This is a genomic window from Burkholderia latens, assembly GCF_902499045.1.
Taxonomy (GTDB): Bacteria; Pseudomonadota; Gammaproteobacteria; order Burkholderiales; family Burkholderiaceae; genus Burkholderia; species Burkholderia latens.
On the sequence record NZ_CABVPL010000015.1, the window covers coordinates 18077 to 40238 of the forward strand.

18 protein-coding genes and 1 pseudogene are annotated in these 22162 nt (G+C 67.4%); 7 read left to right on the forward strand and 12 right to left on the reverse strand.

Annotated elements, in window-relative coordinates; genetic code table 11:
* The first annotated feature begins 23 nt into the window (after positions 1 to 23).
* The 3 genes and pseudogenes from alc to BSE24067_RS13085 all read left to right on the forward strand — a co-directional run.
* The gene (gene alc / locus BSE24067_RS13075) at positions 24 to 1037 is read left to right on the forward strand and encodes an allantoicase (protein WP_151064354.1); all 1014 of its coding nucleotides are present in this window, start codon (positions 24 to 26) and stop codon (positions 1035 to 1037) included.
* On the forward strand, positions 1034 to 1546 hold the full coding sequence (locus BSE24067_RS13080; RefSeq protein ID WP_151064355.1) for an ureidoglycolate lyase: 513 nt from the start codon (positions 1034 to 1036) through the stop codon (positions 1544 to 1546). The genes alc and BSE24067_RS13080 overlap by 4 nt, the downstream gene beginning before the upstream one ends.
* A gap of 345 nt (positions 1547 to 1891) precedes the next feature.
* A pseudogene (locus tag BSE24067_RS13085) lies at positions 1892 to 2050 on the forward strand (ACT domain-containing protein); the annotation flags it as partial.
* 151 nt (positions 2051 to 2201) lie between these two features.
* Here the strand turns inward: BSE24067_RS13085 and BSE24067_RS13090 are convergent.
* Both BSE24067_RS13090 and uraH read right to left on the reverse strand, forming a co-directional pair.
* Complete coding sequence (locus BSE24067_RS13090; protein WP_151064357.1) at positions 2202 to 3395, reverse strand: urate hydroxylase PuuD; 1194 nt, start codon at positions 3393 to 3395, stop codon at positions 2202 to 2204.
* A gap of 53 nt (positions 3396 to 3448) precedes the next feature.
* The gene (gene uraH, locus BSE24067_RS13095) at positions 3449 to 3802 is read right to left on the reverse strand and encodes a hydroxyisourate hydrolase (RefSeq protein WP_151064358.1); all 354 of its coding nucleotides are present in this window, start codon (positions 3800 to 3802) and stop codon (positions 3449 to 3451) included.
* 520 nt (positions 3803 to 4322) lie between these two features.
* Here uraH and BSE24067_RS13100 point away from each other — a divergent pair.
* Positions 4323 to 5735, forward strand: a complete 1413-nt coding sequence (locus BSE24067_RS13100; protein ID WP_151064359.1) for an 8-oxoguanine deaminase — start codon at positions 4323 to 4325, stop codon at positions 5733 to 5735.
* Between the two features lie 161 nt (positions 5736 to 5896).
* Here BSE24067_RS13100 and BSE24067_RS13105 read toward each other — a convergent pair whose 3' ends face one another.
* Together BSE24067_RS13105 and BSE24067_RS13110 are read right to left on the reverse strand one after the other, a co-directional pair.
* A complete protein-coding gene (locus BSE24067_RS13105) occupies positions 5897 to 6826 on the reverse strand; it encodes a LysR substrate-binding domain-containing protein (protein ID WP_040144447.1) in 930 nt (309 codons plus the stop codon).
* A 223-nt stretch (positions 6827 to 7049) separates the two neighbouring features.
* Positions 7050 to 7259, reverse strand: coding sequence for a dodecin (locus tag BSE24067_RS13110; RefSeq protein ID WP_151064360.1), 210 nt, complete (start codon positions 7257 to 7259; stop codon positions 7050 to 7052).
* 145 nt (positions 7260 to 7404) lie between these two features.
* Here BSE24067_RS13110 and BSE24067_RS13115 point away from each other — a divergent pair, with 145 nt between their 5' ends.
* A complete protein-coding gene (locus BSE24067_RS13115) occupies positions 7405 to 8322 on the forward strand; it encodes an NAD(P)-dependent oxidoreductase (RefSeq protein WP_151064361.1) in 918 nt (305 codons plus the stop codon).
* Positions 8323 to 8365: 43 nt separating this feature from the next.
* Here the strand turns inward: BSE24067_RS13115 and BSE24067_RS13120 are convergent, their stop codons facing one another.
* From BSE24067_RS13120 to BSE24067_RS13135, 4 genes are all read right to left on the reverse strand, one after another.
* A complete protein-coding gene (locus tag BSE24067_RS13120) occupies positions 8366 to 8812 on the reverse strand; it encodes a hypothetical protein (RefSeq protein ID WP_027784713.1) in 447 nt (148 codons plus the stop codon).
* 349 nt (positions 8813 to 9161) lie between these two features.
* Entirely contained in the window at positions 9162 to 9593 is a 432-nt protein-coding gene (gene mscL / locus BSE24067_RS13125) for a large conductance mechanosensitive channel protein MscL (protein WP_151064362.1), read from the reverse strand.
* A 249-nt stretch (positions 9594 to 9842) separates the two neighbouring features.
* Entirely contained in the window at positions 9843 to 11027 is a 1185-nt protein-coding gene (locus BSE24067_RS13130) for a tetratricopeptide repeat protein (RefSeq protein ID WP_151064363.1), read from the reverse strand.
* A 78-nt stretch (positions 11028 to 11105) separates the two neighbouring features.
* A complete protein-coding gene (locus BSE24067_RS13135; protein ID WP_151064364.1) occupies positions 11106 to 11786 on the reverse strand; it encodes a PspA/IM30 family protein in 681 nt (226 codons plus the stop codon).
* A gap of 437 nt (positions 11787 to 12223) precedes the next feature.
* Between BSE24067_RS13135 and BSE24067_RS13140 the strand changes: the two genes are divergently transcribed.
* Positions 12224 to 14743 carry a penicillin-binding protein 1A gene (locus tag BSE24067_RS13140; protein WP_151064365.1) on the forward strand — a complete coding sequence of 840 codons (2520 nt, stop codon included), beginning with the start codon at positions 12224 to 12226 and terminating at the stop codon, positions 14741 to 14743.
* A gap of 105 nt (positions 14744 to 14848) precedes the next feature.
* On the opposite strand, the gene BSE24067_RS13145 is transcribed toward BSE24067_RS13140, so the two are convergent.
* The 4 genes from BSE24067_RS13145 to mfd all read right to left on the reverse strand — a co-directional run bounded on the left by BSE24067_RS13145 (position 14849) and on the right by mfd (position 21409).
* Complete coding sequence (locus BSE24067_RS13145; RefSeq protein ID WP_244130518.1) at positions 14849 to 15277, reverse strand: DUF3574 domain-containing protein; 429 nt, start codon at positions 15275 to 15277, stop codon at positions 14849 to 14851.
* A 177-nt stretch (positions 15278 to 15454) separates the two neighbouring features.
* Complete coding sequence (locus tag BSE24067_RS13150; RefSeq protein ID WP_151064367.1) at positions 15455 to 16474, reverse strand: pyridoxal-phosphate dependent enzyme; 1020 nt, start codon at positions 16472 to 16474, stop codon at positions 15455 to 15457.
* A 60-nt stretch (positions 16475 to 16534) separates the two neighbouring features.
* Positions 16535 to 17755, reverse strand: coding sequence for an acetylornithine deacetylase (gene argE, locus BSE24067_RS13155; RefSeq protein WP_151064368.1), 1221 nt, complete (start codon positions 17753 to 17755; stop codon positions 16535 to 16537).
* Between the two features lie 96 nt (positions 17756 to 17851).
* Positions 17852 to 21409 (reverse strand): transcription-repair coupling factor, encoded by a 3558-nt coding sequence (gene mfd / locus BSE24067_RS13160; RefSeq protein ID WP_151064369.1) that lies wholly within the window; start codon positions 21407 to 21409, stop codon positions 17852 to 17854.
* 19 nt (positions 21410 to 21428) lie between these two features.
* Here mfd and ispD point away from each other — a divergent pair, with 19 nt between their 5' ends.
* Complete coding sequence (gene ispD, locus BSE24067_RS13165; protein ID WP_151064370.1) at positions 21429 to 22139, forward strand: 2-C-methyl-D-erythritol 4-phosphate cytidylyltransferase; 711 nt, start codon at positions 21429 to 21431, stop codon at positions 22137 to 22139.
* The last annotated feature ends 23 nt before the right edge of the window (positions 22140 to 22162 follow it).

A 22162-nucleotide genomic window follows, 5' to 3' on the forward strand; every position in this document is an offset into this window, starting at 1 on the left:
CCTCACTGAAACAAGGAAACATCATGGCTGTTCCGCTTCTCGATCCCGACGCGCCCGATTTCACGCGGCGCTACGTGAACCTTGCCGACCCGCGTCTCGGCGCGCAGGCGCTCGAGGCCAGCGACGACTTCTTCGCGCCGAAGGAACGGATGCTGAACCCGGAGCCGGCGGTGTTCATCCCCGGCAAGTACGACGACCACGGCAAGTGGATGGACGGCTGGGAGACGCGCCGCAAGCGCACGACCGGCTACGACTGGTGCATCGTCAAGCTCGGGCGGCCGGGGGTGATCAAGGGCTTCGACATCGACACGAGCCACTTCACCGGCAATTTCCCGCCGGCCGCGTCGATCGAGGCCGCGTTCGTGGCCGACGGCGCGCCGACGCATGCGACCGAATGGGTCGAGATCGTGCCGTCGACGACGCTGCAGGGCAACAGCCATCACTACGTCGCAGCGAGCGACGCGCGTGCGTTCACGCATCTGCGCGTGAACATCTACCCGGACGGCGGCATCGCGCGCCTGCGCGTGTACGGCCAGCCGCAGCTCGACTGGGCCGGCGCGAGCGCGACCGAACTGTTCGACCTTGCGGCGATGGAAAACGGCGGCTACGTGGTTGCCGCGAACAATCAGCACTTCGGCGTCGCGTCGAACCTGCTGCTGCCGGGCCGCGGCGTGAACATGGGCGACGGCTGGGAAACGCGCCGCCGCCGCGAACCGGGCAACGACTGGGCGATCATCGCGCTCGCGCAACCGGGCGTGATCCGCAAGATCGAAGTCGACACCGCGTTCTTCAAGGGCAACTATCCGGACCGCTGCTCGATCCAGGCCGCGTACGTGTCCGGCGGCACCGACAGCTCGCTGATCACGCAATCGATGTTCTGGCCGGTGCTGCTCGGCGAACAGAAGCTGCAGATGGACAAGCAGCATGTCTTCGAACAGGACATCGCATCGCTGGGCCCGGTGACGCACGTGCGTCTGAACATCCTTCCGGACGGCGGCGTGTCGCGCTTGCGTCTGTGGGGGACGCTCGACAAATGAAGACGCTTGCAATCGAACCGCTGACGAAGGCAGCGTTCGCACCGTTCGGCGACGTGATCGAGACCGAAGGCGCGAAGCAGATTCCGATCAATCTCGGCACGACGATCCGCTTTCACGATCTCGCGAAGGTCGACGTGACGGATGAAAACGGCCGCGCGCTGATCAACCTGTTCCGCGGCCAGCCGCGCACGCTGCCGTTCGAGGTGAAGATGCTCGAGCGCCATCCGCTCGGCAGCCAGGCGTTCGTGCCGCTGAACGAGCAGCCGTATCTCGTCGTTGTCGCGCCGGCCGGCGATCTCGATCCGTCGAAGATCCGCGCGTTCGTGACGAGCGGGTGGCAAGGCGTCAACTACGCGAAAGGCGTGTGGCATCACCCGCTGATCGCGCTGGGCGGCGTCAGCGACTTCATCGTCGTCGATCGCGGCGGTGATGGCCTGAACCTGAACGAGCAGGATCTGCCGGAATCGCTGTGGCTCACCGAGGACGCGCTCGATGCAGTGACGGCTTGAGCCGGATTTCAGTCGTTCCGCTACGTCGAAGAAGCCCGCGCGATTTGCGCGGGCTTTTTTGTGTTTGCCGCTTGCGGATCACGGCGCGGCGAGCGGTTCCCGTTCATCCGCGCGAAGCCGGCGAAGCAGCCGGGAACGAACGGCGGCGCATCGGGCAGCAGCGCCGGGCCGAGTCGGTGCGCGATGCGCTGTCACGTCGTCACGCCAGCGAGCAGGGCGGCTATCGCGCGCCCGCCCGTTGCGCCGGCGCGCGCCCAGTTCCGTGGGCGAACCGTGGCGCCGGCCGCGTGCCATCGTGCCCGCCTCGCCACCGCTCGACGTCCGGTCCCGGACGCGTGCTTCCCGATGAGCCAACCTGAGAGCGACGTCACGGCGCTGCTGCGCACGATGCGGCCCGAACTGCATCGTGGCGTCTTCGCGTTCGTCGCGCTGGCGGACGATGCAGATATATCCGTATCCGAAACGATCGCGACGTTTCGTGAAGCGGAGGGCATGACGGTCGTGGCGTGATGGCCGCCGCGTATCACGACCACCTCAGGAAGGCGATCCGCAATCGCCGCGCGCATGCAAAGAAAAACGGGCCCGGTTTGACCCGGGCCCGTGAACGGAGCGTATTGCGCCGGCAGCCGATACCTGACGGCCGGCGCACGATGGCTTACTTTGCCGCGCCACCCTCGAACCATGCGGCGAGCTTCACGCGCTCGTCGTCGGTCATGTGCGTGACGTTGCCGATCGGCATCGCCTTCAGGCGCACGGCCTGTTCGTAGATCCGCTGCGCGTTCTTCGACACTTCGTCCGGCGTGTCGAACATCACGCCCGCGGGCGCGCTGCCCATCAGCGTCGGCTTCGCCGAATGGCACTCGACGCAACGCTGCTGCAGGATCGGCATGATGTCGCGGATCGCGATCTTCGGGGCGTTCGCGGCCTGCGCTTCCGGTGCGACCGGCTTGGGCATCGTCCACACGAGCGCGCCCGACAACAACGCGACGCCGCCGATCGGCAGGTACCACAGCTGCTTGCCGCGGTGACGCATCACGAAGAACTGGCGGATCAGCGCGCCGGCCAGCATGATCAGCACGAGCACGACCCAGTTGAACTTGTTCGTGTACGTCATCGCATAGTGGTTCGACAGCATCGCGAACACCACCGGCAGCGTGAAATACGTGTTGTGCACCGAACGTTGCTTGCCGCGCTTGCCGTAGATCGGGTTCGGCTCTTCGCCCTTGAGCATCTTGTCGACCATCTTGCGCTGGCCGGGGATGATCACGAAGAACACGTTCGCCGACATGATCGTCGCGAGCATCGCGCCGACGATCAGGTACGCCGCACGCCCCGCGAAGATGTGGCACGCGAGGTACGCGGCGATCACGACGTAGACGCCGACGCAGATGCCCAGCACGCGATCGTTGGTGCCGAGGATGCGGCACAGCGAGTCGTAGACGATCCAGCCCGCTGCGAGGAAGCCGAGTGCGGACGCGACCGCGACGACCGGACCCATGTCGAGCACGCTCTTGTCGATCAGATACGTGTTCGGCGCGAGCAGGTACAGCACGAAGAACAGCGAGAAGCCTGACAGCCACGTCGTGTACGACGGCCACTTCGACCAGTGCAGGTCGTCAGGCATTTCCGGCGGGGCGACCGTGTACTTCTGCATGTTGTAGAACCCGCCGCCGTGGACGTGCCACAGTTCGCCGAACACGCCGCGCTTGCGCTGGTTCGCGTCGGCCGGCGGCTTCAGGCTGTTGTCCAGTGCGACGAAATAGAAGGACTCGCCGATCCACGCAATGGCGACGATGACGTGCAGCCATCGCAGCGCGAGGTTCAGCCAGTCGGTGATGAAGCCTTCCATGAAACTCCTCCAGACTCGATTCGTTGTCTTTGATGCGTTTGCCGATGCGTGTGTCAGCTGCCGCGATAGGTGCTGTACGACCACGGCGACACGAGCAGCGGCACGTGGTAGTGCGATGCAGGGTCGGCGATGCCGAAGCGCAGCACGACGCGGTCGACGAAGCGCGGTTCCGGCACCTTCACGCCGAGCGACGCGAAGTAGTCGCCGGCATGGAACACGAGTTCGTATTCGCCGGCGGCGAGTGCCGCGCCTTCGAGCAGCGGTTCGTCGCAGCGGCCGTCGCTATTGGTCAGCACGGTCTTGATCGCGCGGCGCGATTCGCCGTCGAGCGCGTAGAGGTCCACTTTGATGGCAGCGCCGGGGCGACCGTGTGCCGTGTCGAGTACGTGGGTAGTGAGCTTTCCCATTCGCAGTTGTCCTTGTGTGAATGCGAGGTTCGGCGGCAGCTCGATCCATTGACTGTGCGGCGGATCGAGGCTCCACGTCACGTGGCTACATACCCGTCGGCGAGATTGAAGCGAGCGCCGTGCAGGCATTGTAAAAAGGTTCCCCGTGCAAATACGGGCGCGATATCGAAGATAATGCGCCGCGCATGAGCGGCTGTCGACGGCCGGCCGGCTTCCGCTTGCCGCGCCGGATCGCCTCGAATGGCCGCGGCCCGCGGCCCCCGTGCGGCGCAACATGTCGAATCCGTGAAGTACGGTATTCCGGATTGCGCATTGTGCGCGGCGCGCGCTTGGGCGATGCTGCGGCCGTGCGCGCCGGGCTGGAGCCCGCGCGTACCCCGAAGACGGCATTCACGCCGGGTAACCGGGCCAGCGCGTTCGAACGGACGCAGGCACCGGGGCGTGCCGCGAATCAGCGTTCGAACGGCTTTGTGACGGCCTCCGGGAGCGGCTCCCGGCGGCAGAACGACGCGGAGAACGCATGAACCTCGAGCAGCACGCCGGCGCACGCGCGCCGCACCCATCCTCATCCCGCCCGAAAACTCTGCTGGTCAAGCACGCCGACGTGCTCGTGACCATGGACGACACGCGCCGCGAGCTGCGCGACGCCGGGCTCTACATCGAAGGCAACCGGGTCGTCGCGGTCGGCCCGAGCGCCGAGCTGCCCGAGACGGCGGACGAAGTGCTCGACCTGCGCGGGCACCTCGTGATCCCGGGCCTCGTGAACACGCACCACCACATGTACCAGAGCCTTACGCGCGCGGTGCCGGCCGCGCAGAACGCCGAGCTGTTCGGCTGGCTCACGAACCTGTATCGGATCTGGGCGCACCTGACGCCGGAGATGATCGAGGTGTCGACGCTGACCGCGATGGCCGAGCTGTTGCAGTCGGGCTGCACGACGTCGAGCGACCATCTGTACATCTATCCGAACGGCAGCCGGCTCGACGACAGCATCGGCGCCGCGCAGCGGATCGGCATGCGCTTTCACGCGAGCCGCGGCGCGATGAGCGTCGGCCAGCGCGACGGCGGGCTGCCGCCCGATTCCGTCGTCGAGCGCGAGCCCGACATCCTGCGCGACGCGCAGCGCCTGATCGAGACCTATCACGACGAAGGCCGCTACGCGATGCTGCGCGTGGTGGTCGCGCCGTGCTCGCCGTTCTCGGTGAGCCGCGGGCTGATGCGCGACGCGGCCGTGCTGGCGCGCGACTACGGCGTGTCGCTGCACACGCACCTTGCCGAGAACGTCAACGACATCGCGTACAGCCGCGAGAAGTTCGGGATGACGCCCGCCGAATACGCGGAGGATCTCGGCTGGGTCGGCCACGACGTGTGGCACGCGCACTGCGTGCAGCTCGACGATGCGGGCATTGGCCTGTTCGCGCGCACCGGCACCGGCGTCGCGCACTGTCCGTGCTCGAACATGCGGCTCGCGTCCGGCATCGCACCGGTGAAGAAGATGCGGCTGGCCGGCGTGCCGGTCGGCCTCGGCGTCGACGGTTCGGCGTCGAACGACGGCGCGCAGATGGTCGCGGAAGTGCGGCAGGCGCTGCTGCTGCAGCGGGTCGGCTTCGGGCCCGATGCGATGACCGCGCGCGAGGCGCTCGAGATCGCGACGCTCGGCGGCGCGAAGGTGTTGAACCGCGACGACATCGGCGCGCTGAAGCCCGGCATGGCCGCGGACTTCGCCGCGTTCGACCTGCGCCAGCCGCTGTTCGCGGGCGCGCTGCACGATCCGGTGGCGGCGCTCGTGTTCTGCGCGCCGTCGCAGACGGCGTACACGGTGGTGAACGGGAAGGTGGTGGTACGGGAAGGGCGGCTCGCGACGCTCGATCTGCCGCCGGTCATCGAGCGCCACAACGCGCTCGCGCGGGCGCTGGCGGAAGCGTCGCGCTGACGCGTCGGCGCGGCGCTCGCGCCGCACGCCGTGGCGGCAGATGCGCATCGCGCGCGCGGGTCGCGGCCGTCACCCGCTGCGTGATGCGGCAGGTCATCGCACAATGACGCGATCGGCACGACCGGCGCGCGTGATGCGCGCATGGTGCGCGCCGACTGCGATTACGCTTCGATCAGCGTGCGGGTCGCTTCCGCGACGAGGCCGCGCAGCCAGCGCACTTCGTCGGAGTAATGGCAGCGTTCGTGCCACAGCTGGTAGTACTGCATCGGCGGGAAGTCGAGCGGCGCCGGCACGACCGAAAGCGGCAGGAACTTCGCGTAATGATCGGCGAACAGGCGTGTCGTCGTGAAGATCAGGTCGGACTTCACCAGCACGTACGGTGCGAGGTTGAAGTACGGCAGCGTGACGACGACGTGGCGCTTGAGCCGCTCGCGCGCGAGGTGCACGTCGATCGCGCCGCGCTGGCCGACCGAGTACGGCGTCGGCGCGAGATGCGGCGCGTTCAGGTACTGGTCGAGCGTGAGCCCGCCGCGCTTCGCGAACGGGTGCGTGTTGCTCATCAGGCAGACGATTTCGTCGACGAACAGGTTCGACAGGTGCAGCTGCTCGGGCGGCTCGGGCCAGTTGCCGACGACGATGTCGAGCTTGCCGTCTTCCAGCGCGAGCTCGTAGTCGAACGCGGGGCCGAGCGAGTGGAATTCGAGCGTCGCATTCGGCGCGGCCTGGCGGAAGCGTTCGACGACCGTCGGCACGAACAGTACGTTCAGATAGTCCGGGCAGCCGATCCGGTAGCAGCGGATCGACGTCGCCGGATCGAAATTGTGCTGCTGGAACTTGATGCGCTCGATTTCGCGCAGCGCGTTCTGCACCGGCTCGAGCAGGCGCAGCCCATATTCGGTCGGGACCATGCCGGACTTGCCGCGCACGAGCAGCGGGTCGCCGGTGATGTCGCGCAGGCGCCGCAGCGCGGCGCTGATCGCCGGTTGCGACTGGTTCAGTTTGACGGCCGCGCGCGTGACGCTGCGCTCCATCAACAAGGTGTGCAAGACGCGCAAGAGGTACGTGTCGATCGCCTCGCGTTGCTGACTCATGATTTCTCCGGTTTATATGTCTGGGCTGATCGAGGAGGGAGGTGGGTATATGGTTTTTAATATGAACGAAAACCAGCGTCAAGAGATGGATACCCGCAGGCGCCCGCCGGCCGGGCCTCGCCAACAGGGCCGAACGGGGCGGAATGCAGGCGTGCGCGGCGCTGCGCGGATGCGCGTTGCACGCATCCGGCAGGTCGGGGCGCTGCGCGTGATGTGCGGCGCGTCAGTCGTCGATGCGCAGGCCGACTTTCAGCGTCACTTGCCAGTGGATCACCTGATCGCCTTCGATGTGGCCGCGCGTTTCGGTCACCTGGAACCAGTGCAGGTTGTGCAGCGTCTTGCCTGCTTTCGAGATCGCGTTGCGGATGGCGTCGTCGCACGATTGCCGCGACGAGCCGGTCAGTTCGATCAGCTTGTAGACGTGGTCGCTCATGATGCGCTCCCTGGGATGTCGACGTGTGTCGGTGTGTACGGCCGGTGCAAGGCGCGGGCTCGCAGCCGCGCCGCGCATGCCCGGCTTCTTGAGTGATAGGTATGATGGGCGGCAAGTGCAACCCCAATTGGAGACGAGGAACATCGTGGAAGTCGGATTTTGCGGACCGGGATTGATGGGCGCGCCGATGATTCGGCATTTGCTGGCGGCCGGCCATCGGGTCAGCGTCTGGAACCGGACGCGCACCAAGGCCGAGGCGCTGGAACACGACGGCGCGCAGGTGGTCGACACGCCGCGCGAACTGGCCGAGCGCGTCGATACGGTATTCGTGTGCGTGCTCGACGGCCGTGCGGTCGGCGAGGTCGTGTTCGGCGAACACGGTCTCCTGGCCGGCGCTGCGAATATCCGCCGGCTGAAGCGCATCGTCGATCACTCGAGCATTGCGCCTGCGGCGACGCGCGCCTACGCGGCACGCGCGGCTGCGCTTGAGGTGGGCTGGATCGATGCGCCGGTGTCGGGCGGTGTGCCCGGTGCGCAGGCCGGCACGCTCGCGGTGATGGCGGGCGGCGCGGTGGCCGACCTCGACGCGGTACGGCCGCTGATCGACACGTACGCGTCGCGTATCACGCACATGGGCGACGCGGGCGCGGGCCAGACCGCGAAGCTGTGCAACCAGGCGATCGTCACGGCGACGGTGACTGCGATTGCCGAAGCGGTCGGCCTCGCGCAGGCGAGCGGCATCGATGCCGCGCGTCTGGCCGACGCGCTCGCGGGTGGCTGGGCCGACTCGGTGCTGCTGCAGACCTTCGTGCCGCGCATGACGTCAGGCGGCCATCCGCCGATCGGCGCGCTCGCGACGTTCCAGAAGGATGTCGATGCAATCGCCGATGCGGCGCGCGACACGGGCGCGGTGATGCCCGTATCGGCGACGGTGCAGCAGGTATTGCGGTTGGGGGCCGCGCAAGGACTGGCCGGCGCCGACTTCGCCGCGTTCATCGACATCGTGCGGCCCGGCAACGGGCGCGGCGCCATGATCGCGGCAACGGCGAAACGAAAAGCCTGAATGGCCGATGGGCCGCCCGGAGGCGGCCCATCGTGCGGTATCGTCAGCCGAGGGAGCGCGGCGTCGTATCGCCGGCGTTCTGGCGCCCGAGCCCGCCGCGCAGGCTCGCCTTCGTGCCTGCACCAAATTCGGGCAGGATGCGCGCGCGGGCGCGGCTCGCGAACACGAGGAAGCCGAAGCCGTTCGCTTCGTACCAGTATCCGCCGTTCTCGAGGCCGTCGAGCGGCTGCTCGAGTGCGTTGGCGATCGATTCGATGCAGCGTTTGCGCAATTCGGCGATGGCCGGATAGGGCGGTTGTGCGCCGCGCACGCTGCACAGGAGCACGTCGAGGCCGGGCAGCACATGCGCATAGAGGACGGGTTCGTCCTGCGCGCGGGCGCGGGCAATCTTGGTGTCGAGCTGTGCGAACGGTTTCGAGTGACGCAATACCGCGAGGAAGGACTCCTGGCCATCCTGTTGCGCACGTCGACGTTTTTTCGGGAAGGACATAAACACTCGCCTCAAAAACAATTGCAAGAAATGCGGCACTTTCATGCGACCCACTCCCGGCTATGCACGCCGCATGTCGATCCTTTATAGCACACGAAAATGCTGCACTCGTGCGGTACGACGATCAATGTCTCCCGTCGACCCGCATGCCACGATGATCGACACAACCAGCGTCTTGGCGCCCGTACTGTCGTTTAGTCTCCATCATAGACCTGCTTTTCCCGCGCGTGCATTCGCGCGTCACAAAAAAGTGAGACAGGCCCGTTCGCGACGGCGCACGACGCGTGCCCGCGAAAAATGAAAAAGGCCCGCACATGGCGGGCCCGGCAGCTTCGGCGTGGCGCGATGCTCAGCGTTGCTTGAGCGAATCGCGGATCTCGCGCAGCAGCAGCACGTCTTCCGGCGTCGCGGCCGGTGCCGCTTCTTCCGGCTTGCGCAGCTTGTTGATGAATTTCACCATCAGGAAAATGATGAACGCGAGGATCACGAAATTGATCGCCACGGTGATGAACGACCCATAGCCGAACACGGCGACGCCCGCAGCCTGCAGATCCTTGAACGAATCGGGATTACCCTTGAACGACGGGGGGATGGTGCCGAGCAGAACGAACTTGTTCGAGAAGTCCAGACCGCCGGTCAGCACGCCGATCACCGGCATGATCAGGTCTTTCACGACCGAGTCGACGATCTTCGAGAATGCGCCGCCGATGATCACGCCGACGGCGAGATCCATCACGTTGCCCTTGACGGCGAACTCCTTGAATTCCTTGATTATGCTCATGAGCGGCTTTCTCCTGGTTGAGGCGACGGGAAGGCGTGCCGCGACGCACACGACTGCAAGAGCGTCTGATGGGTCTGATGAGATCGGAGGCACGCCGATGTGCCGCATGATAGCGAACGTGCCCCATTGCCGGTAGCCCACTTTGAAATGATTGACAAATCGGGGGCCGGCGCGAGGGGAACTGAAAGGAAGCGCGGCGAGAAGAAGAGCGGGCGCCGCGCGACAGGCCGGCACCCGCATGCATGACGCTCAGGTGTTGTCGTCGGTCCAGCCGTCGTCGTTGCTGCCGAGATCGACGCCGCCGCCGTTGCCGTCGCTCCAGTTCGAATCGTCGCCGCGGCCGAGGTCGAAGCCCGGATCGCTGTTCTCCTGGTGCCGGCGCTGGTCGTCGACGATCACGTCGCGCTCGACCACGCGCTCGCGCCCGCCGGACATCGCTTCGCCGAGCAGCACGCCGGTCAGCAGCCCGCCCATGCCGCCGCCGAACCCGCCGCCTTGCTGGATCACGACCGGCGGCTGCTGTTGCGGATACTGCGGCGGATACGGCTGCGGCGGGTACGGTTGCTGCTGATACGGCTGGCCTTGCGCGCCGGTCACGCGATCGGCTTCCTGTGCGTACACGGAACCGCTGCCGCTTGCCGGCGCCGCCGGTTGCGCGGCCGGATCGGGGCGGCCCTCGATGCGTGCCTTCACGCTCGCATGACGCTGTTCGAGTTCGTCGACGCGATAGGGCGGCACCGGATTCTTGCCATTGGACAGCATCTCGACGAGCGTGCGCGCGTCGTTCTCGATCCCTTCGAGCTCGCTGGTAAGCGCAGCGGCGCCGGGCGCCGTCGACAGCTTCGCGTCGAGTTTCAGCGGGCGGATGTCGTTGAGCACGTCCGTCGCGCGCTTCAACTGCGTGCGGCGCTCGTCGTCGGCGCGGCCGTCGTCGGCCTTGCGCGCACGCCGCAGCGTCCAGCGCAGCACCAGTGCGACGATCGCGACGATGAGCCCGAGGCCGATCCACATGCCGGTCGACGGGCCGTGTTTCGCGGGCGGCACCGCCGGCGCGAGCGACGACTGCAATGAACCGCTCTGTGTCGCGGCCGGCGCGTTGCCGGCGACGCGCGCGGCATCGGCGCGAATGCGCGATTCGGTCTGTGCGAAGCGCGCCGCGTCGGTGAAGCGCAATTGCGGATCGAGCGACTTCGCTTTCTGCAGTTGCGCGAGCGCGTCGGACGCGCGGCCTTCGCGGTCCAGCACCTGTGCGTACAGGTAGCGCGCATGCGCGTTGTTCGGATGGGCGTCGATGACTTGTGACAGTTGCGTGTCGGCGCGCTGCCAGTCGCGTTGTGCAATCGACTGCTCGACTTGCTGCAGCGACGGGACCGCAAATGCGGCGGACGACAGCAGCATCAGCGAGAAGCCGAGTGCGGCGAGAGATTTCTTCATGGTCGAACCGGGCGCGAGCGCCCGTCTCCTGACGATCGGTGCGCGCCGCGCGCCCGGCGGGCCGCGGCGCGGTGGCCGTTACTGCGCGGGCGTGTCGAGCTGCTTCTTCAGCGCGGCGAGGCGATCCTCGACCGACGGGCCCTTGTTCAGCGCGGCGAGCTTGTCGTCGAGCGCCTTGCCGCTCGACGTGTCGGCCGAATTCAGGCGCGCGTCCGAGCGCGCGTTCTGCAGCGCGACCTTGCCCTCGAGCTTCTGGAAATCTTCGGACAGGTTCTTGCCGCCGATGCCGCCCAATGCGCTTGCCGCGACGTCCTTCGCCTGCGCGATTTCCTGCTTCGCCTGCAGGATGTTCGAGCGTGCGTTCAGATCATTGCGGCGCTGGCGCATGTCGGCGATCTGCCCCTTCAGTTTGTCGACCGACGGCTCGAGCGTGGCGAGCTCGGCCGCGAGCGCGTCGCGTTCGGCTTCCGCGTTCGCCTGCGCGGCGAGCGCCTCGCGCGCGAGCGCTTCGTCGCCCGCCTGCAGCGCGCGCTTCGCGCCGTCCTCGTACTTCTTCACCTTGTCGTCGGCTGCATCGCGCTTGCTGCGCTGGGTCGCGACCTGTGCTTCGATCTCGATCAGCGAATTCTCGGCGCGGCCGATGCTGTCGTCGAGCTCCCGCACGATCTGCCGTGCGTCGCGCGACGGATCCTGTACCGAGTCGGCCGCGTCGTTCAGCAGGCCTTTGATCGTGCGCGAAATAGAGTCGAAAAGCGACATGAAATCCTCCGTGGTTGAAAGGCGCCGCGTCAGCGGCAGTGCCCGCAGCGAATCGGATCCGACCCGCGTGAGCTGGCGGATATTACACCGCCGGCCCCTTAAATACGGCTTAAGCGCCGGAGTTCAAGCGGTACGCGCGTCGCCCAGGCAAACCTTTCGCGCCTGAAAGGAATGCCGCCGCATGCGTACGGCTGCGTGTCCATCATAGGCCGAGCATGCGGCCAATACGTTTCGCCATTCACGCTCGCGCGGGAATTTTTACAAAAAATCGCGAAGCCGCCCGGTCGATTTCATTAAAATGCGCTGTCACGTCGCGGGAACGGATCGCCGCGCGGCGCGGTCTGTCGACGTGACAGTTGCCAGATGCACCCACTCTGATTCATCCGCTTGCATTTCCGCATGCGTCCGAGGGCACCACGTCTGCCCGCCATTCCGACATGCCAATTATCAAACGACCGTCTTCTCCTTCCGACCGGAACGAACCTCACTACACGTTGCGCCGTTCGCCGTCGGGCGCCTATTACCCCGATGACGACCACGGCGACGATCGCCGCGCGCAGCAGCGCAGCGGAGGCGGGGGCGGCGGCCGCCGCTCGTTCGGTTCGCGCATCGCGCTGTGGTTCGTCGGCCTGTTCGCCACGCTCGCGATCGTCGGCGCGCTGATCGTCGGCTACGCGCTCGTCGTGATGGCGCCGCAACTGCCGTCGCTCGATGCGCTGACCAACTACCAGCCGAAGGTGCCGCTGCGCGTGTTCTCCGCCGACCACGTGCTGATCGGCGAGTTCGGCGAGGAGCGCCGCAGCCTCGTGCGCTTCCAGGAGATCCCCGACGTGATGAAGAAAGCGGTGCTCGCGATCGAGGACTACCGCTTCTACGAGCATGGCGGCGTCGACTTCCTCGGCATCCTGCGCGCGGGCGTGGCCGACCTGATGCACGGCGGCGCGCGCCAGGGCGCGAGCACGATCACGATGCAGGTCGCGCGCAACTTCTTCCTGTCGAGCGAGAAGACGTACACGCGCAAGATCTACGAGATGCTGCTCGCGTACAAGATCGAAAAGGCGCTGACGAAGGACCAGATTCTCGAGCTGTACATGAACCAGATCTATCTGGGCCAGCGCTCGTACGGCTTCGCTGCCGCCGCGCGCGTGTATTTCGGCAAGGACCTGAAGGACATCACGCTCGCCGAAGCGGCGATGCTCGCGGGGCTGCCGAAGGCTCCGTCCGCTTATAACCCGGTCGTCAATCCGAAGCGCGCGAAGGTGCGTCAGGAGTACATCCTGAAGCGCATGCTGGAGATCGGCTATATCACGCAGCCGCAGTACGAGCAGGCGGTGAAGGAAGAAATCCACGTGCGCACGCCGGGCAATCAGTACGCGGTGCACGGCGAATATGTCGCCGAGATGGTGCGGCAGATGCTGTACCAGCAGTACAAGGACGAAACCTATACGCGCGGGCTGACCGTCACGACGACGATCAACTCGGCCGACCAGGAAGCGGCGTACCAGGCCGTGCGCCGCGGCATTCTCGATTACGAGCGCCGGCATGGCTATCGCGGGCCGGAAGGCTCGATCAACCTGCCGGCGGCCGGCGACGAGCGCGACGAGGCGATCGACGACGCGCTCGCCGATCACCCGGACAATGGCGACCTGCAGTCGGCGGTGGTGTTGTCGGCGTCGCCGAACGCGGTCGACGTGCAGTTCGTCGGCGGCGCGACGACGACGATCGGCCCGGCCGGGCTGCGCTTCGTGGCGGGCGCGCTGAGCCCGCGCGCGAACGCGACGCTGCGCATCAAGCCGGGCTCGATCGTGCGCGTGATGAAGGACGGCAAGACCGGCTGGCAGGTCGTGCAGCTGCCGCAGGTCGAAGGTGCGCTCGTCGCGATCGCGCCGCAGGACGGCGCGATCCGCTCGCTCGTCGGCGGCTTCGATTTCAACAAGAGCAAGTTCAACCACGTGACGCAGGCGTGGCGTCAGCCGGGTTCGTCGTTCAAGCCGTTCATCTATTCGGCGTCGCTCGACAAGGGGATGGGGCCGGCGACGATCATCAACGACGCGCCGCTGTACTTCCCGCCGAGCGTGCCGGGCGGCACCGCGTGGGAGCCGAAGGACGACGATCAGCCGGACGGCCCGATGTCGATGCGCACCGCGCTGCAGCGTTCGAAGAACCTCGTGTCGATCCGGATCCTCGCGTCGATCGGCACGCAGTACGCGCAGCAGTACGTGACGCAGCGCTTCGGCTTCGATCCGGCGAAGACGCCGCCGTATTTGCCGATGGCGCTGGGCGCCGGGCTCGTGACGCCGCTGCAGCTCGCGACCGGCTACGCGGTGTTCGCGAACGGCGGCTACAAGGTCGATCCGTATCTGATCGCCGAAGTCGACGACGCGCGCGGCCAGCCGCTGCAGAAGGCGCAGCCGGTGGTCGCCGGCGGCACCGCGCCGCGCACGATCGAAGGCCGCAACGCGTACGTGATGAACAGCCTGCTGCACACGGTCGCGACGGCCGGCACCGGTGCGGGCACCAATGCGCTCGGCCGCGGCGACCTGCAAGGCAAGACCGGTACGACGAACGACGCGAAGGACGGCTGGTTCGCCGGTTATCAGCAGTCGCTCGTTGCGGTCGCATGGATGGGTTTCGACCAGCCGAAGACGTTGGGCAGCCGCGAATTCGGCGCACAGCTCGCGCTGCCGATCTGGGTCAATTACATGCGCACCGCGCTGAACGGCGTGCCCGAGCAGCAGATGCCGATGCCGGACGGCCTGACGACGATCGACGGCGAGCTGTACTACACCGACCGCACGCCGGGCAACGGCTTCGTCGGCAGCGTGGACATCAATCCGGCCGAGAACGCGATCAGCGCGAACGATGCGCTCGGCTCGGCCGGCGCCGCGGGCCTCGCACCGCCGCCGGTCACGCAGCAGGAGAAGCAGCAGATCATGGACATGTTCGAGAGCAAGTAAAGCGGTACCGTGTTCTTCACACGTGCGACGGGCGCCTGCGGGCGCCCGTTTTTTTCGCGTGTCGCGGCGCGCGCCGTGCAGGCCGCCAAAGCCGCGGAAGCCGAATCAGAATGACGCGCAGGCCGGCACGAGCGTGATGCCGACCGAGTCCTGCCGGAACCGCTCGCGGTACGCTTGCCGGATCGCGTCGAGCCGCGCGTGCGTGTCCGCGGTATCGTCGGCGACGATACGGATCACGAAGCTCGCTTCGTGGACGATCCGGCCGGTGGCGCGATCACGCCATTGGCCATGAGTGTCCCAATACGTGAAGCCGTCCGGAAAACGACGCGTGACGACGTCGGCGAGGAAGGCCGCGCGTTCGGCATCGGTGACGGGGCCGCGTCCCGCGATATCACGACCGAACAGCAGATCGGCCTGCAGCATCCGGCGCGCGTGCGGCTGCGCGCACGCCGCGGCATCGCCGATGACAGGCGACGGCGGGGCCGCACAACCGGCGAGCAGCGCGATCGCGGCCGCGCCGAACGCGTGCCGCAAGCCGCGCTGCCACGCCGCGATACGTACGTTCGGCGGCGGGATCTGCCTATTTCGCGTCCGGCACGCTTCGCGCGCGCAAAACGCTGCGCGCTCAACCACTTGCGCGCTTGTCCGGCGGGTTATCAACAGGGCTGTCAACATAAACTGGGGATAACCCTCGGCAGCGCGCGCGCGGGTTCAGCGCTGCCGCGTCGCGTGCGCGAGATGCATGCCGAGCGTCGCGGGATCGGTGTTCGTGCCCGACAGCAGCACGCCGACCCGCTTGCCCTGCAGGGTTTCGCGCAGCGGCCCGAGCAGCGCGGCGAGCGGCGCCGCGCACGCCGGCTCGACCGACAGCTTCAGGTGCGAGAACAGGAACAGCATCGCCGCGCGCAGCGCGTCGTCGGATACCGTGACGATGCGGTCGACGTGGCGCCGGCACAGCTGGTAGCTGTATTCCTCGGTGTGCGGCGCCATCAGCGAATCGGCGATCGTCTGCATCGCGCTCATCTTGATCGTGTGATTCGCCGCGAAGCTGCGGCTCATCGCGTCGGCGCCCTCCGGTTCGACGCCGTACACGTGCACACGCGGATTCGCGAGCCGCAGCGCGGTCGCCATGCCGGCCGCGAGGCCGCCGCCGCCGATCGGCGCGATCACCGCGTCGAGATCGGGTGTCTGCGTCGCCCATTCGTAGCCGAGCGTCGCGGTGCCGAGAATCGTGTGATAGCCGTTGAACGGATGAATGAAGAAGCGGCCTTCCTCGGCCTCGATGCGCCGCACGAGGTCGAACGCCTGCGATGCGCTGCCGGCGAGCACGACTTCCGCGCGGTACTGCTTGCACTGCGCGATGCGCGTCGGACTCGCGGTGTGGAACATCACGACCTTCGCGCTGCTGCCGAGCCGCATCGCCGCATACGCGACGGCCGCTGCATGATTGCCGGCCGACACGCACGTGACGCCGGCGTTCTTGCGCGCCGCGTCGAGCGCGAGCAGGTGCGTGAACGCGCCGCGCGCCTTGAAGCTGCCGCTCGCCTGCAGCAGCTCGAACTTGAAGTTGACGTGCGTGCCTTCGAGGGACGGCAGGTCGGCGCGTTCGAACACCGGCGTGCGTGCGACCCACGGCGACAACGCGAAGTGCTGCGCGGCGATTTCGTCGAGCGTCGGAATCGGCTCGCCGTCGATCGTCGTATGGGCAGTGCCCTGTTGTTCGTTCGACATGACGTGGCGGGTGGGGTGGCGAGAGGGAGCCGGCCCGCACACGCGGGCCGGCGCGGGCAGTCAGTGCGCGTCGACCGACATGCTGCGGATGAATTTGCGCAGGAACTGTTCGCATGCGGCGAGCTGCGCGAGCTCGACGTACTCGTTCGGCTTGTGCGCCTGCTCGATGTTGCCGGGCCCGCAGACGATGCTCGGGATCCCCGCGCGCTCGAACAGCCCGGCTTCGGTGCCGTACGCGACCTTGCGCTTGTCCTGGTCGGCCGTCAGCGCGCGCACGAGCTGCGTGATCGCGGCCTGCTCGGTCGCGTCGAGCCCCGGCGCCGCGGCGATCTTCGAGAACTCGATTGCCGCATTCGGATGCTCGCGTCGCATCTGCGGCAGCAGCGTTTCGTGCGCATACGCTTCGATGCGCGCGAAGATCTGTTCGGGATCGAGCGTCGGCAGGTTGCGGAACTCGAAGTCGAACCGGCATTCGGCCGGCACCGTGTTGATCGCGTTGCCGCCCTGGATCGTGCTCGTCTGCGCGGTCGTGAACGGCACGTCGTACAGCTCGTCGAACGGGCCTTCGGCGCGAAAGCGCTCGGCGATGTCGCGGATGTGGCAGATGAGGCGCGCCGCGTATTCGATCGCGTTCAACCCCTTCGGCGTCAGCGATGAATGCGCCGCGTGGCCGCGCACGCAGCAGCGGTACGCGTTGATGCCCTTGTGCGCGATGATCGGCCGCATGCTGGTCGGCTCGCCGACGATGCAGCCGGACGGCTTCACGCCGCGCTTGACGAGATCGGCGATCAGCAGCGGCGCGCCCGCGCAGCCGATCTCCTCGTCGTAGGACAGCGCGAAATGGATCGGCTTCGCGAGCTTCGTCGCCTGCATGTCGGGCAGCAGCGCGAGCGCCGCGCCGATGAAGCCCTTCATGTCGCAGGTGCCGCGGCCGTACAGGCGGCCGTCGCGCTGTTCCGGCGCGAACGGGTCGCTGTCCCACTGCTGGCCGTCGACCGGCACGACGTCGGTGTGGCCCGACAGCACGATGCCGCCGTCGGTCGAGCCGTCGTGCGCGGGCACCGTCGCGAGCAGGTTCGCCCAGCCTTCGCGCGAATCGTGCGTGAGCGTCGACGCGATGCCTTTCGCCGCGAGCGCGTCGCGCACCGTTTCGATCAGGCCGAGGTTCGGCACGCGGCTCGTCGTGTCCATCGACACCAGCTGCTTGATCCAGTGCAGGCTGACGAGCGAGGCGTCGCCTTGGTCGGCGGCGGACGGCGCCGGCGCGTCGAGAGGGGGCATGGCAAAACTCCGTCGGATGAATGGGAAAATCATACTCAAAAACGCGCCCGCACGCCTTCGCCGGCCGCGATGCGGTGCAGCATCGCGGCCGCGCGGTCAGCGCGCGGCGCTCGCCACGTCCGCGCGCGGTGCGAGCGCGCGCAGCGTTTCCTTGATCGTCGACACGCGGATCGCGAGATCGGGCGAGCGCGTCTCGATGCGCAGCTTGTCCTGCCCCGCGAGCTTGATGTGCCGGTGCTTCTGCACCATCTCGATGATGCGCATCGGATCGATCGGCGGATTGGGCTCGAACTGCAGCCCGATCGCGGCCTCGCTCGCGTCGATCTTCACGATGCCGAGAGGTTTCGCGGCGATCCGCAACCGGTGCGTCTCGACGAGCGCGTGCGCCTGCGGCGGCAGCTTGCCGAAGCGGTCGATCAGCTCTTCCTGGATCCCGTCGATCGCGTCGCCGTGCTCGCAGTTCGCGAGCCGCTTGTACAGCGACAGCCGTTCCTGCACGTCCGCGCAGTAGTCGGCCGGCAGGATCGCGGGCGCGTGCAGGTTGATTTCGGTCGTCGCGGCGAGCGGCGCGGTGAGGTCGGGCTCCTTGCCGTTCTTCAGCGCCTTCACCGCGTCGTTCAGCATGTCGGTGTAGAGCTGGAAGCCGATCTCGTGGATTTCGCCCGACTGCTTGTCGCCGAGCACTTCGCCGGTGCCGCGGATCTCGAGGTCGTGCATCGCGAGGTAGAAGCCCGAACCGAGTTCCTCCATCTGCTGGATCGCTTCCAGCCGGCGCTGCGCCTGCTTGGTCAGCGACTGCGGATCGTGGACGAGCAGGTACGCATACGCCTGGTGGTGCGAACGGCCGACGCGACCGCGCAGCTGGTGGAGCTGCGCGAGGCCGAACTTGTCCGCGCGGTGCATGATGATCGTGTTCGCGCTCGGCACGTCGATGCCGGTTTCGATGATCGTCGTGCACAGCAGCACGTTCGCGCGCTGCGCGACGAAATCGCGCATCACGCGTTCGAGTTCGCGCTCGTGCATCTGGCCGTGCGCGATCACGATGCGCGCTTCGGGCACCAGTTCCTCGAGCATCGCCTTGCGGTTCTCGATCGTCTCGACCTCGTTGTGCAGGAAGTACACCTGGCCGCCGCGCTTCAGTTCGCGCAGCATCGCCTCGCGGATCACGCTTTCTTCCTCGCGGCGCACGAAAGTCTTGATCGCAAGCCGCTTCTGCGGCGCGGTCGCGATCACCGAGAAGTCGCGCAGCCCTTCGAGCGCCATCCCGAGCGTGCGCGGGATCGGCGTGGCCGTGAGCGTCAGCACGTCGACTTCCGCGCGCAGCGCCTTCAGCGCTTCCTTCTGGCGCACGCCGAAGCGGTGTTCCTCGTCGATGATCACGAGGCCGAGCCGCTTGAACTGCACGTCGGACGACAGCAGCTTGTGCGTGCCGATCACGATGTCGACGCTGCCTTCGTTGATCTGCGCGATCGCCGCGTTCACTTCCTTCGTCGTCTTGAAGCGCGACAGCTCGACGATGCGCACCGGCCAGTCAGCGAAGCGGTCGGCGAAGGTCTGCGTGTGCTGCTCGGCGAGCAGCGTGGTCGGCGACAGCAGCGCGACCTGCTTGCCGCCCATCACGGCGATGAATGCCGCGCGCAGCGCGACCTCGGTCTTGCCGAAGCCGACGTCGCCGCACACGAGGCGGTCCATCGGCTTGCCGCTCGTCATGTCGCCGATCACGGCCGCGATCGCCGCGGCCTGGTCGGGCGTTTCCTCGAAGCCGAAGCTCTCCGCGAACTTCACGTAGTCGCGCGGGTCGAGTGCGAACGCATGGCCTTCGCGTGCCGCGCGGCGCGCGTACAGGTTCAGCAACTCGGCGGCCGTGTCGCGGATCTGCTGCGCGGCCTTGCGCTTCGCGCGCTCCCACTGGCCGGAGCCCAGCGCGTGCAGCGGCGCGCTGTCGGGGTCGGCGCCGCTGTAGCGCGAAATCACGTGCAGCTGCGCGACCGGCACGTACAGCTTGCTGTCGCCCGCGTATTCGAGGTGCAGGAACTCCGTCTCGCCTTCGCCGAGATCCATCGACACGAGGCCCATGTAGCGGCCGATCCCGTGCTGCGCATGCACCACCGGATCGCCGACCTTCAGTTCCGACAGGTCGCGCACCATCGCGTCGACGTTGCTCGCCTGTTCCTGGCGGCGGCGCCCGGCGCGGCGGCCGAGCGCGCCGTAAAGCTCGGTTTCGGTGACGATCGCGTAGCCTTCGCCCGGGACCGCGAAGCCGTTCGCAAGCGGCGCGACGCCGAGCGCGAACGGGGCGTCGCTTTCGAGCCAGCCCGCGAAGTGGTCGTTCGACGCGGGGCGCAGGTGATGCTCGGCGAGCAGTTGCAGGATCGTTTCGCGGCGGCCGGTCGACTCGACCGTCAGCAGCACGCGCTTGCCCGACGATTCGACGAACGTGCGCAGCGCGGCGAGCGGGTCGTCCGCATGGCGATCGACGGTCAGCTCGGGCAGGGCCGTCGCCCAGCCGCCGGCCGGCTGCGCGGGCAGCACGACGCGCGCGAACGGCTTCGCGAACGCGAAGAAATCCTCGTCGGACAGGAACAGGCGCTGCGGCTCGAGGATCGGCCGCTCGCGGTCGTGCGCGAGAAACGCGTAGCGCTGCTTCGTGTCGGCGGTGAAGCGGCGGATCGATGCGTCGAGATCGCCGGCGAACACGAGGTGCGCGTCATGCGGCAGGTAATGGAACAGCGTGGCCGTTTCGTCGAAGAACAGCGGCAGGTAATACTCGATGCCGGCCGACGGCACGCCGTTGCCGATGTCCTTGTAGATCGGCGCGCGGCTCGGATCGCCTTCGAAGGTCTCGCGCCAGCGGCTGCGAAACGCCGTGCGCGCGGCTTCGTCGAACGGAAATTCGCGGCCGGGCAACAGGCGCACGTCGCGCACCGGGTACAGGCTGCGCTGCGTATCGGGATCGAACGCGCGGATCGAGTCGACCTGGTCGTCGAACAGGTCGATCCGGTACGGCAGCGGCGAGCCCATCGGATACAGATCGATCAGCGAGCCGCGCACGCAGTATTCGCCGGGCCGCACGACCTGGCTCACGTGCTCGTAGCCGGCCAGCGTGAGCTGCGCCTTCAGCTTCGCCTCGTCGAGCCGTTCGCCCTGCGCGAACGCGAACGTGTACGCGGCCATGAACGACGCGGGCGGCATCCGGTACAGCGCGGTCGTCGCGGGCACGAGCAGGATGTCGCAACGGCCCTCGCCGAGGTCGTGCAGCGTCGCGAGGCGCTCGGACACGAGATCCTGGTGCGGCGAGAACGTGTCGTAAGGCAGCGTTTCCCAGTCCGGCAGCAGGCGCACGCGCGCATCGGGCGAGAAGTAGCGGATTTCCTGAGACAGCCGCTGCGCGTCGACCGCGTTCGCACAGATCACCGCGAGGAGCGGGACCGCGTCGCGGTTGTCGGCGAGATAGCGGGCGATGGCGAGTGCGTCGGCGGAGCCGTGTGCGCCGTCGAAGGCGAACCGCTGGCCCGGTTTGACGCGGGCGACGGGCGAGGCGAACGGTGTGGAAGCGTTGTCTGGCATAGGGACGGCAGGGTGGCGGGCACGGGCGCGGCACGGCGCGCCGGTCGAGACGAAAGACCTATTATAAAATCCGCTTCTCGATTTCACCTTTCCGGCGTTTTCTTTCGTGACTCCCCGACTTTTCGCCCTGATTCCCTGCGCCGGCACGGGCAGCCGCTCCGGTTCGGCCGTGCCGAAGCAATATCGCACGCTCGCCGGCCGCGCGCTCCTGCATTACACGCTCGCCGCGTTCGATGCGTGCAGCGAATTCGCGCAGACGCTCGTAGTCCTCGCGCCCGACGACACGCATTTCGATGCGCGCCGCTTCGCGGGCCTGCGCTTCGCGGTGCGCCGTTGCGGCGGCGGCTCGCGGCAGGCGTCGGTGCTCAACGGGCTGCTCGAACTCGGGGAATTCGGCGCGACCGACCGCGACTGGGTGCTCGTGCACGACGCCGCACGCCCGGGCATCACGCCCGAGCTGATCCGCACGCTGGTCGCGACGCTGAAGGACGATCCGGTCGGCGGCATCGTCGCGTTGCCGGTCGCCGATACGCTCAAGCGCGTGCCGGCCGGCGGCGACGCGATCGCGCGCACCGAGCCGCGCGACGCGCTGTGGCAGGCGCAGACGCCGCAGATGTTCCGCATCGGCATGCTGCGCGACGCGATCCTGAGCGCGCAACGGGAAGGGCACGACCTGACCGACGAAGCCAGCGCGATCGAATGGGCGGGCCATACGCCGCGCGTCGTGCAGGGCAGCCTGCGCAACTTCAAGGTCACGTACCCGGAAGATTTCGCACTCGCGGAAGCGATTCTCGCGCGCGCCACGCACGCTTCCTGACTTTCACTTCATCTCAACCGGAC